The organism is Ruegeria sp. CJ9 (assembly GCF_056536625.1).
Window position 1 is genome coordinate 27,363 of sequence record NZ_JBQFPY010000003.1, and the last position, 14,413, is coordinate 41,775.

11 protein-coding genes and 1 tRNA gene are annotated in these 14,413 nt (G+C 54.7%); 8 read left to right on the forward strand and 4 right to left on the reverse strand.

Going from position 1 to position 14,413, the window contains the following annotated elements:
* Position 1 precedes the first annotated feature (1 nt).
* Positions 2–1,270: an arylsulfotransferase family protein gene (locus ACR0AJ_RS08270; protein ID WP_170377109.1), complete on the forward strand. Its 1,269-nt coding sequence runs from the start codon at positions 2–4 to the stop codon at positions 1,268–1,270.
* Positions 1,271–1,899: 629 nt separating this feature from the next.
* On the opposite strand, the gene ACR0AJ_RS08275 is transcribed toward ACR0AJ_RS08270, so the two are convergent.
* Entirely contained in the window at positions 1,900–3,996 is a 2,097-nt protein-coding gene (locus ACR0AJ_RS08275; protein ID WP_480740569.1) for a tetratricopeptide repeat-containing sulfotransferase family protein, read from the reverse strand.
* Positions 3,997–4,306: 310 nt separating this feature from the next.
* Between ACR0AJ_RS08275 and ACR0AJ_RS08280 the strand changes: the two genes are divergently transcribed.
* Positions 4,307–7,114: an autotransporter outer membrane beta-barrel domain-containing protein gene (locus ACR0AJ_RS08280; protein ID WP_480740570.1), complete on the forward strand. Its 2,808-nt coding sequence runs from the start codon at positions 4,307–4,309 to the stop codon at positions 7,112–7,114.
* A gap of 108 nt (positions 7,115–7,222) precedes the next feature.
* Here the strand turns inward: ACR0AJ_RS08280 and ACR0AJ_RS08285 are convergent, their stop codons facing one another.
* Both ACR0AJ_RS08285 and ACR0AJ_RS08290 read right to left on the reverse strand, forming a co-directional pair.
* Complete coding sequence (locus tag ACR0AJ_RS08285; protein ID WP_170412438.1) at positions 7,223–7,513, reverse strand: hypothetical protein; 291 nt, start codon at positions 7,511–7,513, stop codon at positions 7,223–7,225.
* Between the two features lie 236 nt (positions 7,514–7,749).
* A complete protein-coding gene (locus ACR0AJ_RS08290) occupies positions 7,750–8,091 on the reverse strand; it encodes a substrate-binding domain-containing protein (protein ID WP_480740572.1) in 342 nt (113 codons plus the stop codon).
* Between ACR0AJ_RS08290 and ACR0AJ_RS08295 the strand changes: the two genes are divergently transcribed.
* From ACR0AJ_RS08295 to ACR0AJ_RS08305, 3 genes are all read left to right on the forward strand, one after another.
* Positions 7,981–8,373 carry a hypothetical protein gene (locus ACR0AJ_RS08295; protein WP_480740725.1) on the forward strand — a complete coding sequence of 131 codons (393 nt, stop codon included), beginning with the start codon at positions 7,981–7,983 and terminating at the stop codon, positions 8,371–8,373. The two genes, ACR0AJ_RS08290 and ACR0AJ_RS08295, sit on opposite strands and share 111 nt — an antisense overlap.
* Before the next feature lie 109 nt (positions 8,374–8,482).
* Positions 8,483–8,974, forward strand: coding sequence for a hypothetical protein (locus ACR0AJ_RS08300; protein ID WP_480740573.1), 492 nt, complete (start codon positions 8,483–8,485; stop codon positions 8,972–8,974).
* A gap of 40 nt (positions 8,975–9,014) precedes the next feature.
* Positions 9,015–9,278: a hypothetical protein gene (locus ACR0AJ_RS08305; RefSeq protein WP_480740574.1), complete on the forward strand. Its 264-nt coding sequence runs from the start codon at positions 9,015–9,017 to the stop codon at positions 9,276–9,278.
* A 112-nt stretch (positions 9,279–9,390) separates the two neighbouring features.
* Here the strand turns inward: ACR0AJ_RS08305 and ACR0AJ_RS08310 are convergent.
* Positions 9,391–9,475: transfer RNA gene (locus ACR0AJ_RS08310), tRNA-Leu, on the reverse strand.
* A gap of 671 nt (positions 9,476–10,146) precedes the next feature.
* Here ACR0AJ_RS08310 and ACR0AJ_RS08315 point away from each other — a divergent pair.
* From ACR0AJ_RS08315 to ACR0AJ_RS08325, 3 genes are read left to right on the forward strand one after another with little or no spacing between them, the layout of a single operon-like run.
* A complete protein-coding gene (locus ACR0AJ_RS08315; protein WP_226689470.1) occupies positions 10,147–10,632 on the forward strand; it encodes a hypothetical protein in 486 nt (161 codons plus the stop codon).
* A gap of 2 nt (positions 10,633–10,634) precedes the next feature.
* Positions 10,635–12,644, forward strand: a complete 2,010-nt coding sequence (locus ACR0AJ_RS08320) for a dynamin family protein (protein ID WP_170349884.1) — start codon at positions 10,635–10,637, stop codon at positions 12,642–12,644.
* 8 nt (positions 12,645–12,652) lie between these two features.
* Entirely contained in the window at positions 12,653–14,392 is a 1,740-nt protein-coding gene (locus ACR0AJ_RS08325; protein ID WP_170349885.1) for a dynamin family protein, read from the forward strand.
* The last annotated feature ends 21 nt before the right edge of the window (positions 14,393–14,413 follow it).

Sequence of the window (14,413 nt, forward strand, 5' to 3'; positions counted from 1 at the left end):
TATGTCTGATCGCCTGCTTGCATTGCTGTCGCTGGCTTGCCTGTTGGCAATCACTTTCTTGGCAGGGCTTGCATCAGCTTACCTGTATCTTGCCCCTTACAGGATCGCCGTTCAGACTTGGGGGGAGATCAAAGCCTTTATGAAGGAACCTGACCGGCTGATGCCGGTGCGGTATGATTTTGAAGGTGTACGCATTCACGATGCCAACGCCATTGCCCCCGGTTCTACGCTTATCACATCGTATTTCCCGGAATTCGACTGGCATGCAGGTGTTCGGCTGATCGACGAATCCGGCGCTGTCCTGCACTCCTGGGCGCCTGACCCCGGCGAGATTTTCGGCGGGCGGCATAACTACCCATACATTCACGGCTCGCATCTTTTTCCCAACGGCGACATCCTGTTCAACTTCGAATTTATCGGGATCGCCCGGATGTCGGCCTGTGGCGATGTGTTGTGGGCCCTTTCAGAGCCTCGGGCACATCATTCAATCTCGGCAAATGATGACGGCTCGTTCTGGGTGTCCGGCAATCAAGAGCTTCGCTCGCGCGATGGGCGCGATGAAAAGCTTTTGAATATCCTGTCCTTCCCCGTCTACGAAGATTACTTTATGAAAGTCAGCGCCGATGGCGAGGTCCTGAAATCCATCAGCTCGATCGAAGTGTTTGAGAAAAATGGCCTGAGCGACGTGTACCTGAGGACAGGCAGGAATTATCATGGCGATATCTTTCACCTCAACGACATAGAAGAACTGTCACCGGATATGGCCGCTGAATATCCGTTGTTCGATGCGGGCGACATCGTCGTGTCCCTCCGCGACCTTCATATGGTCATAGTGCTCGATCCGGAGACGCTAGAGGTGAAATGGCACACCTATTCAGACACTCTTTTTCAGCACGACCCGGATTTCATCGGTGACGGATGGATCGGCATCTTTGACAACAACTACGACCGAACCGAGGGCGGAGGCCTGCAGGGAGGATCGCGTATCGTCGCAGTACAACCCCATACGCAAGAACGCGCCATTCTCTTTCCCAAACGGCCCGACCAACCGTTCTACACCAAGTGGTCCGGGAAATGGCAAAAGCTGCCCAATGGCAATCTTCTGCTAACCGAATCCCGCGCCGGACGAGCGCTGGAAGTGACCAGTACGGGCGATCCCGTCTGGGAATGGGTCATGGACCGGTATGATGCAAGTCAGGTACCCGAAGTGATGGAGGCGACAAGATACCCAATAACTGCCGAGGAAGTCGCTGCTTGGAATTGCCCATAACCTCAGAGGGTGTTTCAAACATTCTGTTGCAAGTGTTGATCGTCATGCTTGGAAATTTAACGAGTTGATATCCGCGAACCTGTACCTATTCGGTGGTTAGAGACCGCGTCTGCTGCACACTCGAAGGGACGGTAACTTCTGACGTAGGTGAGCGATAGCACTGGTGGACCAGGAGCTAGGAATTGCCAGTAGGTTTCAAACCATTCCCCTCACCTTCCGCCTTTTTCGTGACACCGGCATACTCACCGGCACCAACTTGGGCGGTCGTGGTATGGACGAGGTTCGGTGGCTTGCTCCTGTTTTCCCGGACGACACGCTCTGCGCTCGTGTTACGGTCGAAGCGCTTACGCCGTCTCGTTCCTAACCCGACCGGGGAACGGTACGGTTTCGCTATCGGACATTTAATCAGGATGATGTCGAAGTGCTGAACTTGGTCATGCATCACGTGATGGCGCGGCGGGAATAAATCGGTTCATCTATGCATTGCGAGAGTTAGGTTCTGAGCCTTTAGCAAATCGCGAAACGCACATTCGGGCGTTCTAAACCAGCTGACATTGGTGATTTTGGATCGAAAACAGCGCCCTACTTCACACCGGCAACCTTCAATTTTAGGTTTCAGCGAAAATCTTTCAGAAAGAAATCCTTGCTTCTCCGATAGTTTCAATAAGCGGGGTTAGATGAGATTTGTAGTTTAGCCATTTTTCCTTTGAGGACTTGTACAGCGGCTGGCGCACTTGCTGAACGCTGGCGGTACGAACTCGCCGCGCATCTTTGTGAAATTCAAGGCAGCGATCATCCCATTCAAGACCACAAAAGGCGATCAGGCGACGCGCTTCAAACTCAATGTTCTCGACCAGGTTTTCATAGTGAACGGTGTGAAAACTGCCCGACGGAAGGATATCATTCCAGTGTTGCATGACGCGAACATAGGCGTTGAAGTACCGGCCCAGCTCGACCTGGTCATAGCTGTGATACTGGCTGCGCTGAAAAACCCGTGTGAAACAGGACAGGCACGTATCCATTGGATTGCGCGCGACATGCAAGATCCGTGCGTTGGGCATGATCGCGTGTATCAGACCAACCATCAGAAAATTCGCAGGCATCTTATCGACGATAAACGGTTTACCAGGCGCGTGCGCGTCAAGCTGCTGGATATATTGTTGGGCGCGTTTCGAAATCTCGTGATCCGGCAGAGCGGCGATCAGACTACCCGTCTTCTTGTTTCCACCACGCAGCTGATCGGTAAACAGCTTGTGCATATAGCTCAACTCTCCGGCCCCAAAAACGTAGGGGTGGCTGGCGAGGATCGACTCGGTCAGCGTGGTTCCAGATCGGGGCATACCAACAACAAAGATCGGCTGGCTGCTATCTACAGAATTTTGGCGGAGCTTTTGGACCAGCTCTGGCGTAAACATCGAAATCAGATCGTCGGCGGTTTCCTCGATCTGGTCCGCGTCAAAATCGATAATGCTGCGCTTTAGTGCGGCCCCTTTTGCAAAATGCTCAAAAGCGCTGTCGTAGCGCTTGAGGTCCTCATAGCATTTCCCCAAAGCGTAGTGATACGAAACCGATTGTTCGGGCGGCAACTTGTCGACCCCGGGCAACGCGGCCACAAGAGCCTGAAAATCAGGGTTGTCTTCGGCAACCTTGTCCAACCTGACCAACGCGATCTGCGCATTCAGACGCGCCTTGTCCCTTTCAGCCGCCTTATTGAACCAACTGCGGGCGGCGTCAAAGTTGCCGCGCTCCATCTCCAGATGCCCCAATGCGATCATCGTGGCCGAAAAATCTGGTTTTAGTTCAAGGGTCTTTTCGTAATTGGCAAAACCGGCCTCAAGGTCGCCAAGGTGCGATTTGCAGACGGCTATATAGTGATACGCAGGTGCGTGGCTGGGGTCTAAGCGCTGCGCTTTTTCAGCCTCGACAAGGGCAAGTTCATGCAGGTTTTTCTCGGTCAGAACCTGTGCAAGCCCGACATAGGATTCGGGCTTCTTCTCATCCAGCGAAATTGCATTCCGAAAACAGCGTTCGGCTTCGTCCCATTCGCACTGCAAAACGTGTAACCGTCCCCGATTGCGATGCAACTCTGCGGAAACATGTCCCTTGCCAAGGTAATCATCTGCCAGCTCTGTGGCCTCTTCCGACTGTTCAGCTTCGATCAATACGGAAATGAGGTTGTTGACACTCTCCAGATAGCCCGGGCGCAGGTCCAGCACCCGGCGGTAGAATGAAATTGCCCCTTCTCTGTCCTCGTTGTCGCGCGCGATCGATCCCATATTGTTCAACGCCGCAATCAGATCGGGGTTTAGGGCCAACGCTCTTTTCTGACAGGCTTCGGCTTCGGACAGTTCACCCATATCATAATAGGCCAACCCAAGGTTTGAATGCGCATTTGCAACCCCCGGAGCAAGCTGAACCGCACGTTTACCGACCTTGAGTGCTTCTTCAGGTTTTCCGTTCGTGCGCAATACCTCGGTAAAATTTGACAGGAACCCGGCATTGTCTGGCTGCAATCGGATCGCTTCGCGCATGGCATTTTCGGCAGGTCCGGTCTGACCGGTTTGAAACGCAATTACGCCAAGCAGTTGATGCGCAGGGGCATATTCGGGCGCAGCCTTGAGGACTTGGTTCAGAACCTTGACAGCTTTGTTCAATTGCCCTGTTTCAAATGCCTGAACACCTTGGTTATAGGCTTCTCCGATAGACAAAGTCTGGTTTTTTGGCATTCAAGTAGCTCCGGGCTGGCGCATGATAGCAACCTGATACCAAGCGCCGTCAAATTGCCACATTGTGTTGCAGTTTTCCTACGAATTTCCAACAGCAATAGATCATCTTATGCAATGCAAAATTGGTGGATTGCATATATGTTAACGACTTTTTAACAGTTCATAAGCGGAGCCGATCGCGAATACGCGGCAAGCTTCGACAAAAAAAGACAAAAAAAATCTAACGGGATAGTAAATGTCTAAAAATGGGTCGGGGGTGAACGCCCCCAAGCTCCGTGGGGGGCGTCTTTTCAAGTGGAAAGGCCAAATTGTGAGTGCGGCTCCTGCTGCGTTGCTGGCACAGGTATCGATGGTTGCACTGACTGCCGGGGACGTACATGCGGATACGATCTCGAATGTGGTGACGACGCCTCAGGTTTTCGCAACCGATGCGGATCACGAAGTGACAGCAAGCGGCGCGATTGAGATTACATCTTCGACGGCCGCCGCCCTGACGATCACTACGGATTACTCAAGCACGTTTACCAATAACGGGTCGATTTCGGTCACTGCCACCGACACGGATACGGCGACGGGCCTGCGCCTGGATGGCGGCCTGCTTGAGGGCGGCGAACTGGTGAACAACGGCTCCATATCGCTGGATATTACGGGCTCTGACCCTCAGGATATTTATGCAATCCAGGTCAATGGTGATGTCGCCGGTTCGATCGTGAACAACGGCACCATAGAGGTCGATGTGCAATCGACTGATGGGGACATCGAAGCTTGGGGTATCTATGTCGACGGAGACCTTACAGAGACCGGCGAAATCTTGAACACCGGCACGATAAGGGTCGATGGGCTTATCAACACCTCCGCGGGAAGCACCGCATCTATCTACGGTATCGCCGTTGATGGCGACGTTGGCGGCTCCATCCGAAACACGGGCACAATCGATGTACGCGCCAGATCCTTCGCCGACGATTACGCCTATGCCTGGGGCATCTATGTCGAGGATGACCTGCTAGAGACCGGTGAGATTGTGAACTCGGGCACCATAAAATCGGTTGCCATCACCACCGTTGACAGTACTGCATCTGCATTCGGGATTTTCGTTGATGGCGATGCGTCCGGTGTGATCTTGAACACGGGCACTCTGGACATTTTCGCATCTGCTCCAACGACCTATGAAGCGATCGCCTATGGCATTGCTGTCGATAGCGATCTGTCCGGCCGAATTGAAAACAGCGGTACGATCAAAGTAACTGCCTTGGCGGTTGAATCCGACGCTTCGGCATATGGTATCTTCGTCGATGACGATATGCTGGAAGGCGCAACCATCATCAACAGCGGCACGATCACTGCATTCGCAAGTGCCGATACCGATGATGAGGCCTATGCAGGCGGCTTTTACCTCGAAGATCTGGTTGAAGGCACCGTAATCAACTCGGGTACGATCACCGGGACCGCGCTTTCTCTAAATACCGGTGACGAGGCGACAGCTTCGGGCATGTATATTGGCGATGACGTTTCGGGAACGGTCACCAACTCGGGGACCATGACCTTGCGCGCCGAGGCTGCCGAAGACTCGGCAACTGCCGCAGGCTTTTATCTGACAGACAATCTGAGCGGCACCATCACAAACTCGGGCAATATCACGGCCACCGCCATCTCGCGGGATACCGAGGCCGAAGCCTACGGCGTATACGTCGACGAAATCGCAACCGGAGACATCTCGAACTCGGGCAATATCACGGTCACCGCCCAGGGTGGGATGGATGGCGGTGGACTATCGCCGGACCAATCAACGGCAATCGGTATCTACGCCAACGACATGCAGGGATCGTTCTCGAACACCGGACAGATCACTGTTCATGGGACCGGTTCTGCCGGGACACGTGCTGCCGGTATCCAATTCGACAACTTTGACGGCACGATCGACGGCCTGGGAACCATCCGGGTTTCCGGCAATGACGAAGTTTATGCCGTTTATCTCGGGACGGGTTCGGGCACGCTTAACGCTGACACCAATGATGATGTCGACGGCGTCATACGGGTCGACGCGCACAACGTAAATCTCGACGCGCAGGGCGGCAGCGCTGTGTTCAACTTTGAAGACGCCACGCCCGGAGCGGGTGTTTTCACGACCACCGTGTCCGAAGAGGGCTCTGTCTGGTTCGTGCAGGATGAGGGCGGAGCAGCACCGATATATGCTGCTGTAGATGCTGATGATTTTGCGGTTTCAGGCGACGTCGTCGCCTTTTACGGCAGCGTCGTAGGCAGCAGTGGCAACGCGCTGAACTATGCACCGTCAGAGCAAGTTGCGCAGGGGTTCACCTTTGCGGGCTTCAGGCCATTTGCGATGATCGATGCACAGTATCGAGAGTTCGACCCTGAAACCGGCAGCGATCTGGACGTATCGCTTTTCAGCGGCAGCGCCGGGATTACCGGTCAAATGGACAACGGCATTGCGTTGGCTGTTGGCATGGGCGTGTTCTCGGCGGACGGAGATAACGAGTCCGCGGACTTTGACACGACCGGCTTTTTTCTTGACGCCGCCGTGGGTCGACAGATTGGTGCCTATACGCTTGAAGCTGGGTTTGGCTATGGCTGGCTCTCGACAGACCGCACCCGTCAAATCAATGGCAGCGATGATGCTCATGCCGATTATGACAGCAGGCTGTTGACAGCGCATATCGCGGTCGAACGCGGGTTCGACGTCAGTGGTGATTTCGGGCTGCTCGGATTTGCGAACGCGCGCTATACCAACCAAAAGGACGATGGCTACACCGAAACACGCTCAAGCGCCAACGCCACGGTCGGAGATGTCACCACCGAAGTCATCGAAGCCCAACTGGGTGTAGAGGCTGAAAAGCAGTTCGGTAATGGCGGTATCCTAAGCGGGCAGCTCAGCGGTGTTCTGCGGCGCGATCTGGGAACAACAGATGCTGATGTGACCGTATTCTCATCGACTCAGTCGCTGATCTTTGCATCTACCGACTTCACCGGCGCTCGTGTCGCGGTTGGCTACGAGCAAGATATTGTTGAGGACATTCAGCTTGAACTGAATGCCGAACAGGAAATCGGCAGCGACGCCCAGGGCCCCTTCCTTCGGGCGGGACTTCGCTGGTCGTTCTAAATAAAAGATCTCCGCGGCACCCGGGACGGTGCCGCGGAATTCCAAATGGTCGAACTCACGCATTGCGGATAGAGCATCATTCGCTTCAACTGCTTCGACACAAGTCACTTAGTCTTCTGCATCCCATCTCAATTCTTTGGCAGGAACTACTGCGCTTCCCATGATCTTTACGAATGCAGCCTCAATGTCCTTTTTATGCTGGTCACGAAAACCCAAGTTCGAATCCGGACCAATATCTTCTGCCAACATCACCCATTCAGAAAATTCACTTGCAGCTACGTTCCCATATTCAGGAATGAAATGCGTTACATGCATCGGTTTCCCATCAACGACACCTCCACAATAGCCATAGCGGACGCAGACGAAATCCATCAGTTCATCAAAACGATTTTGGGGCATTTAGCATTCGACACGCTAAAGCTGTCGTGTGGCGCTAGATGAGCGCAGATTAATTAGTGTAGCTTGTCAAAATCGCAGAGAACCGCTGAACTTAAAGGGCCGTTTTCCCAGGCTGTGTTGCAAAGTACGGGCTCGAACCGAACATTCGCTGCGCCGATCATATATGACCGCTCCCCTGCTCGCACAATGTCAGCGAGGGCAACGATGAATACCTACAGCAAATTCTGGGAATAGGTTCAACGGTCAGGAACTGGCCCTGATGTTCCCCGTGCAACCAAGGTCGCGGAATGCTCAAAATGACGGACTGGCAGTTCGGGTGTTCGCATTCGGTCCAGAAGGATTTCAGCCAATTGCGCGCCTAGTTTCTTTGGGTTGATTGCCATGGTTGAAAGGCCCGGCGTCGAAACGGCCGTGTCTTCGATATCGTCGAACCCCTGTCGAGCCTCGACGCGCTGTTGCGGATGGAAATGCGTGCCGAGTTGAAGGGGGTTCTGGCCGAAAGCAAAACCGCTGCCACTTACGTGACTCACGATCAGGTCGAGGCCATGTCCATGGCTGACCGGATCAGTGTCATGCATCAAGGCAAAATTGTTCAGGCAGCCTCACCCATCGAGGTATATCGGGATCCAGCGGCCGAGTTTGTGGCCAGTTTCATCGGCGATCCGCCAATGAATTACCTTCCGGCTGAGTCTTCGGGCTCTGGTCGCTGGACAGTTGCAGGGCAAAGCCTTGAGGGTCCAGCCAGCGGCAAAAACCTGAAATGGGCCATTCGCCCGGAAGATTTGCGCGTTTCGGATCAGGGCCTTGGCACGGGCCAAGATTGTGGAGCCATTGGGTCCGCATATGCTGGTGACGTGTGACGTGGAAGGGCACCAGTTCCGCGCGTACTGGACAGTGAGCTTAGCGTGAAGCCCGGCGACGTTCTCACCCTGGCGCTGCAAGAGGGCCAGGGACGCTAGTATAGCTATTATGTTCTGGATGTCAGGCTACGATCCGATCTGGATCGGTTCATTCTTTGCGACGTTCACCATGCCGTTCTTCCTGATGGTGCTGGCCGGAGCGTTGGTCATTTCCCGAACCTCGAAGAACCTGCCGGTGATCCAACTTATCAACCTGTCTGCCGTAGCTTGGGTAGTCTACCAAATTTCCGCGCGCGGCGGTTTCACGACCCCAAGTGAATACGTTGCCGTAGGACTGGCCTTGTTTGGCGCGATTACCATGCAATTGTACATCCACATCTTCTCGAACTATGGCCGCATAGCCGAGCGTTGCCATTGTGAAATGGTCAAGCATTATCTGAATTGCCGCTGCAACGGCTGGACGAAACGCACACGACCTCCGCGTCCTTTACAGGCGAACAAACACTGCTGGTTTTTTTCGCGCCAACTGGTGCCCTTTCTGCATGAACCAGCTCAAAGAGGTGAAGACATAGGCGGGTGTGAAGGTAAAGTTCATCTCTAACCAAGGCATCAAGAATTCCGAGAAACTAGCAAAGAATCTGATGTTACCGGCCCATTTCGAGATCCTTCAGGACAATGGATTGGCCGCCGCCAAGACCCTGGGTATCGAAGATTTGGGTGGAGCACCGTCTGAGATGCCCGGTTACCCTAGCGATACTGTCAAAGCGATTGTCATCGCACTGGATGAAGATGGCACAGTGATCTTCGGCAATGAAACCGACAACTATCGCATTCGCCCTCATCCCGACACGTTCCTGCACGTCTTCGAACCGCGCGGCAGCGTTCAGGCCTTCTCGGGGGCATAAGCGTCGCAACGAACAAAAACAACGCGCGCCTACGCGGTGCTGCTGCCCAACCAGACATTAGGTTTGGACAGTTTCTTCAGGACAGTGGTGATGCGCAAACAATCAGAAAAAGTGGTGCGGGTGGAGGGACTTGAACCCCCACGCCTTGCGGCGCCAGAACCTAAATCTGGTGCGTCTACCAATTTCGCCACACCCGCACGACCGGCCTTGAGCGCCGGATTGACGTGCTCAATAACAAAGGCTGCGACCGAGTGCGAGAGGGAAATTGGCTTTTGGCAAAGATTATTGCCCCCTTATTGGCGACAATCTTGGCGAGGCTGATCGTCATACCCGGCGCGCAGAATCCAAGCCTCTGAGGGTTCGTGAGCAGACTGAATCGGGCCAATAGTCCCAATTTATTGAATGTTTGGAACTTAGATCCCTGGCGAAAATCAGTACGACAGCATTTGATCCCTCAATTGGTCGTCCTACCAATAGTTGACGATTCATGCACATTAAAGATGGCCGAAAAATTACACTCGCTTACGTTGAGTTATCTGATTGAAAGATGGGCGCACCTAACACGGTTGCTTCGATCATCGCACCGGGAGGGTCGGAAAACCGGCTCGTAGACAAAATCTCTCTTCTAATTTATATTGTTATAAAACAATATATTAACCGCTACTCCCTCAAGATAATTCATCCTACAATCAACGCCTTGCTCAGCTATGGCGCCTTGATCCTTCAGTGTCGAAATTCTTCCTACTCGGCCATGAGTTGAGCGATTGTAGGGGTTGCGACCATATTTGCGCCACAATTCAAACGCCAAAAAATCTTATTCGCGTCAAAATAACACCGCCTTGCCAACAATTATGGAGAGCGGGAATTAATGAGTCTTTTTGCCTTCGGGCAAGTACGAGTTTCTTTTTTGCTCAACTCGAACACGAGGATCTTAACCGTGACCAATATGATGAACGCTGCTTCTGCCGAGCAAGACGCCATTGGTCTTGCCCGTGAAAGTTTTCTTGGTGAACTGAAGTCCTTGAACCGGAATCATCCGAACACAGGCTTCGGCGTGTCATTGCGTACGCATTCGGGGGGTCACTACCTGTTGGCCAACTCGCGCATGCCGTTGCCCCGAACGAAATCAAAAAGTTTTCCGACCGGGCGTCGCCTGGCTCTGCTGGAAAACAGTGAACAGTTCAGCGAGATCGAAGTGCTTGCCGATTCTCAAGCTTATGAAACGATCTCACCCGGTGACGAGGCCGATATTCTGGGCACTGCGCTGAATCTGATCGCGCGTATCGACATCATGACCAGCTCTCATGACGGTCAGGACCACAATCCCATCGCTGCCACTGGAACCGGAGGCTGACCATGGCCAGAAACGACCATCTTCTGTCCGTTGGAAATGAGGCGCTGACGCCGATGACTTCGGCCATGACTGCCCTGTCTACGCAGATCGACCAATTGACAGAGGTAGCAGATGCGCGATCCTCGGCGCGGTTAGCAACGCTCAAGACGAAGATGGAGAATTTTACGGCCAGTGTGACACTGGTTGGGCAGGTCAAGGCTGGCAAATCCTCCATCGTGAACATTCTGGCCGGGCGCCCCGCCCTGCTGCCGTCGGATGTGAACCCGTGGACCTCGGTGGTAACCACGCTGAACATCAACACCCGCACGGAAGGCGACAAAAAAGCCAAGTTCACCTTCTTCGAACAAGAAGAGTGGGACAACCTGATGGTCGGCGGTGGCCGATTGGGAGAACTGGCCAATCGCGCCGGGGCCGATGATGAGATGGAAGATATTCGCCGCCAGATCGGCGAGATGAAGGCCAAATCCGAATCCCGCCTGGGCCAGCATTTTGACCTGATCCTGGGACAAAGCCACCAGTATGACTATTTCGACGACGAACTGATCCAGCGCTATGTCTGTCTGGGCGATGACGAAGACCCGGATATCAACCCCAAGACCGGGCGTTTTGCCGACGTCACCAAATCTGCGGAACTGTTCATGGACATTCCGCAATATCCGATTTCGCTGAAACTCTGCGATACACCCGGCGTGAACGATACGTTTATGGTGCGCGAACAGATCACGCTGCGCAGCCTGCGCGGGTCCGAGGTTTGCGTTGTTGTTCTGGCCGCCAGCCAGGCGCTGACCACCATGGATATGGCGCTGATGCGGATCATCGCACAGTTTGAAAACCGCCAGATCATCCTGTTTGTGAACCGCATCGACGAATTGTCAGATCCGGTCAATCAAGTGCCGGAAATCCGCGACCGCATTCAGGACACGCTGAAACAGAATAATATCGACACGAGCACAAGCGTTGTGTTCGGCAGTGCCCTTTGGGCCGAAGCCGCCCTGACCGGCAATCCCGACATTCTGACAGAAGAGTCGCGGCAAGCTCTGAATACCTTCTATTTGGCAGCAGGGTTTGGTGATCAGGCCCCGTCGCTGGATAAAATCTGGGCATTGTCGGGTCTTCCCGATCTGCTACTGGCGATGAATGAACGGATCGCTGACGGAGCGGGTACTCGCCTGTTGGATCGCGTCCGGCATCGCGCCCGCAATATCGCCAGCCAGATTCGGGCGACGGCTGTGGCCAAGAACCTGTCCGACGGCCAAGGGGTCGTGCGGGATCTGGATGGTGTGTCCCCCGAAGAGGCAATCGCCAAGGTTGCTGAGGAATACGATAAGAAGGCTGCGGAACTGACGACCGCCTTGCGCGACAAAGTGCTGGAACGTCTGAAATCGGCCGAGGCGAACTTTGTCAAACGCGCAACGGACTCTTTGATTTCGCATCTCGAACAGAATGGCGAGGAAGGCACCTGGCAATATGACCCGGCGGGTCTGCGCACATTGCAGAAAGCGGCCTATTTCAGCTTTGCCCGCGCGATGCGCAAAGAGGCAGGCGCGCTTTACAGTACCGCCGCGGCGGATGTCGAAGCGCTGTATCAGAAGCTTTTGGGCAACCATCTGGGTGAATTCAGCATCGAAGCCCCAATCGTCCCTCGCGTACCTCCGCCACTGGGCATCGGGCGCACCATTGCGCTGGACCTGCAAAGCACATGGTGGCGCCGCTGGTGGCAACGCCGCAAAGGGTTCGAAGCATACGCTGCCGATTATACGCGCCTGATCGCATCCGAGGCGAACTCGATCACCAAGGACCTTGAGGAAAATCAGATCGCTGCGGTTCTGGAAAATGTCCGGGCCGGGTTGTCTGACTTCCTGCGCGAGCAGGCCGAGACCCTGTTGAACATCTCGGCCTCAGCCGAGCAAGACCCAAGCCAGGCCGCGCTTATGGCCGGTATAGCACCCAAGAAATCGCGCGACGATATCCTGGGTGACATCCTGAAAGATCTTAGTAACGAGGCAGCATAAGTAGCGATATGGCAAAAGACACACAAACCCGCTTCGTCTCTCCTAAGGCATGGGAACGCATCGAGCAGTGGTCCCGACGCAAACCGATCTTTGCGCTGATGGGAGAGTTCAGTGCAGGAAAATCGACGCTGATGAACTTTTTGCTGCGCTCGCACGCGCTGCCAACGCAGGTCACGGCCACGCAACTGCCCCCCGTCTGGTTCAGTTGGGGAAAAGGTTCGGCCTATGTGCAGCGCCACGATGGTAGCCGCGAGAACATTACGCTGGACCAGCTTGATACCGTAGGAGTCAACGACGTTCAGTTCGTTCGCATTTTCCTTGAATCCGACATTCTGGAAGCGGTGGACCTGATCGACACCCCCGGCATTTCCGACCCGAAAATTTCCAGCGATGTCTGGCGTCGCGCGGTCGGGCAAGCCAATGGCGTTCTGTGGTGTACTCATGCAACCCAAGCCTGGCGCGAGACCGAGCGGGCGACATGGGTGTCATTGCCCGAACGGTTGCAGCATAACTCGCTGCTGTTGGTGACCCGCGCAGATGTGTTGGGCCAGAAAGATCGCCAAAAAGTGCTGCGCCGCGTGAACCGCGAAGCCGGTCATCTGTTTAACAGATCAATCCTGTTCTCGGCTCGTGACGCGATCACGGCGCGGGACAAAAGCGGTGACGCCGAACTGTGGGCCCGCAGCGGTGGCGGCAAGATGGTCGACAGCTTCCTCGAAATCACCGAACAGATCATGGACAACCGCGCTGATATGCTGGCGCGTTACCAGATCGACAACAGCCTGTCAGGCGACCTTCGTGTTCAGCCAATTCGCCCCAAGCGAAAGGAAGAACAGGCCGACGAACCGGCGCCGTTGAAACTGGTCGACCCCGTATCCGAATCCGAGGCGGGTGGCGCAGACGAAGTGGTCACCAACTTCCCAATTCGTCCAACGCGTGTCGAGCGCCGCGCCGAGGATACCGACCGGGAAGAACGCATCGATGCGGCCGAGGCCGAGCGCCTACGCGCCGAAATGGTGGCGGAAAAGCAGGATGCTGAACCCGTCCAGGACGCCCAAGAGGACGAGCTGCGCGCCTTTTTCCGCGACACACCGGATACCGGCCTGAACCTGTCCGAACACGTGCGAGGTTTCGACGAGGAAGACTCGTTCGATCTGCTGGATGATGACGAATTGGACGAAGATGACGATATCAACCTGTTGTCTGACCCCGAAGTGGACAGCCCTGCCGAAGAACTGGCCGCTTCGGACCCGATCCTTCCCTCGCCAGAAAGCGAGTTGGCAGACACGTCCGAGCAGAGTGAGAGCGCCGAACAAGCACCGGAAGACCGTCGCGCCGATGTCTCGGTGTCATCAATTACGGCTTTGCTGGCGGAACAGGCGAAAGGCGCAGATGATGAGTATGAGCCCGAGCCCGAATCCAGTGGTCTTGTGGACATGCAAGTTGTGCCGCTGTCCAACGGTGCTGCCCCTGACGAGGCAACCCCGGCCGCAAAAAACGGCGAAAAACTGGAAGACTTGCTGAACGTACCGGCAGGAAAACCGCTGAGCGCGGCATCCATGTGGCGCGACATCACTGCGGATGAGGATTTGCCGGACGACGCTGAAGGCATGAAAAATGTGTTCGACGCGTTCCTCAAGGAATTCGACCAGATCGCAGCCGAACATTACGCACGTCAGGCCAAGGATTCGATGCATACGGTTCCGAACGCTTCAAAAAACGGCGGGGCGGAATTCCATGTGTTGTGACCCGAAGCGCAGGTAGCAAGC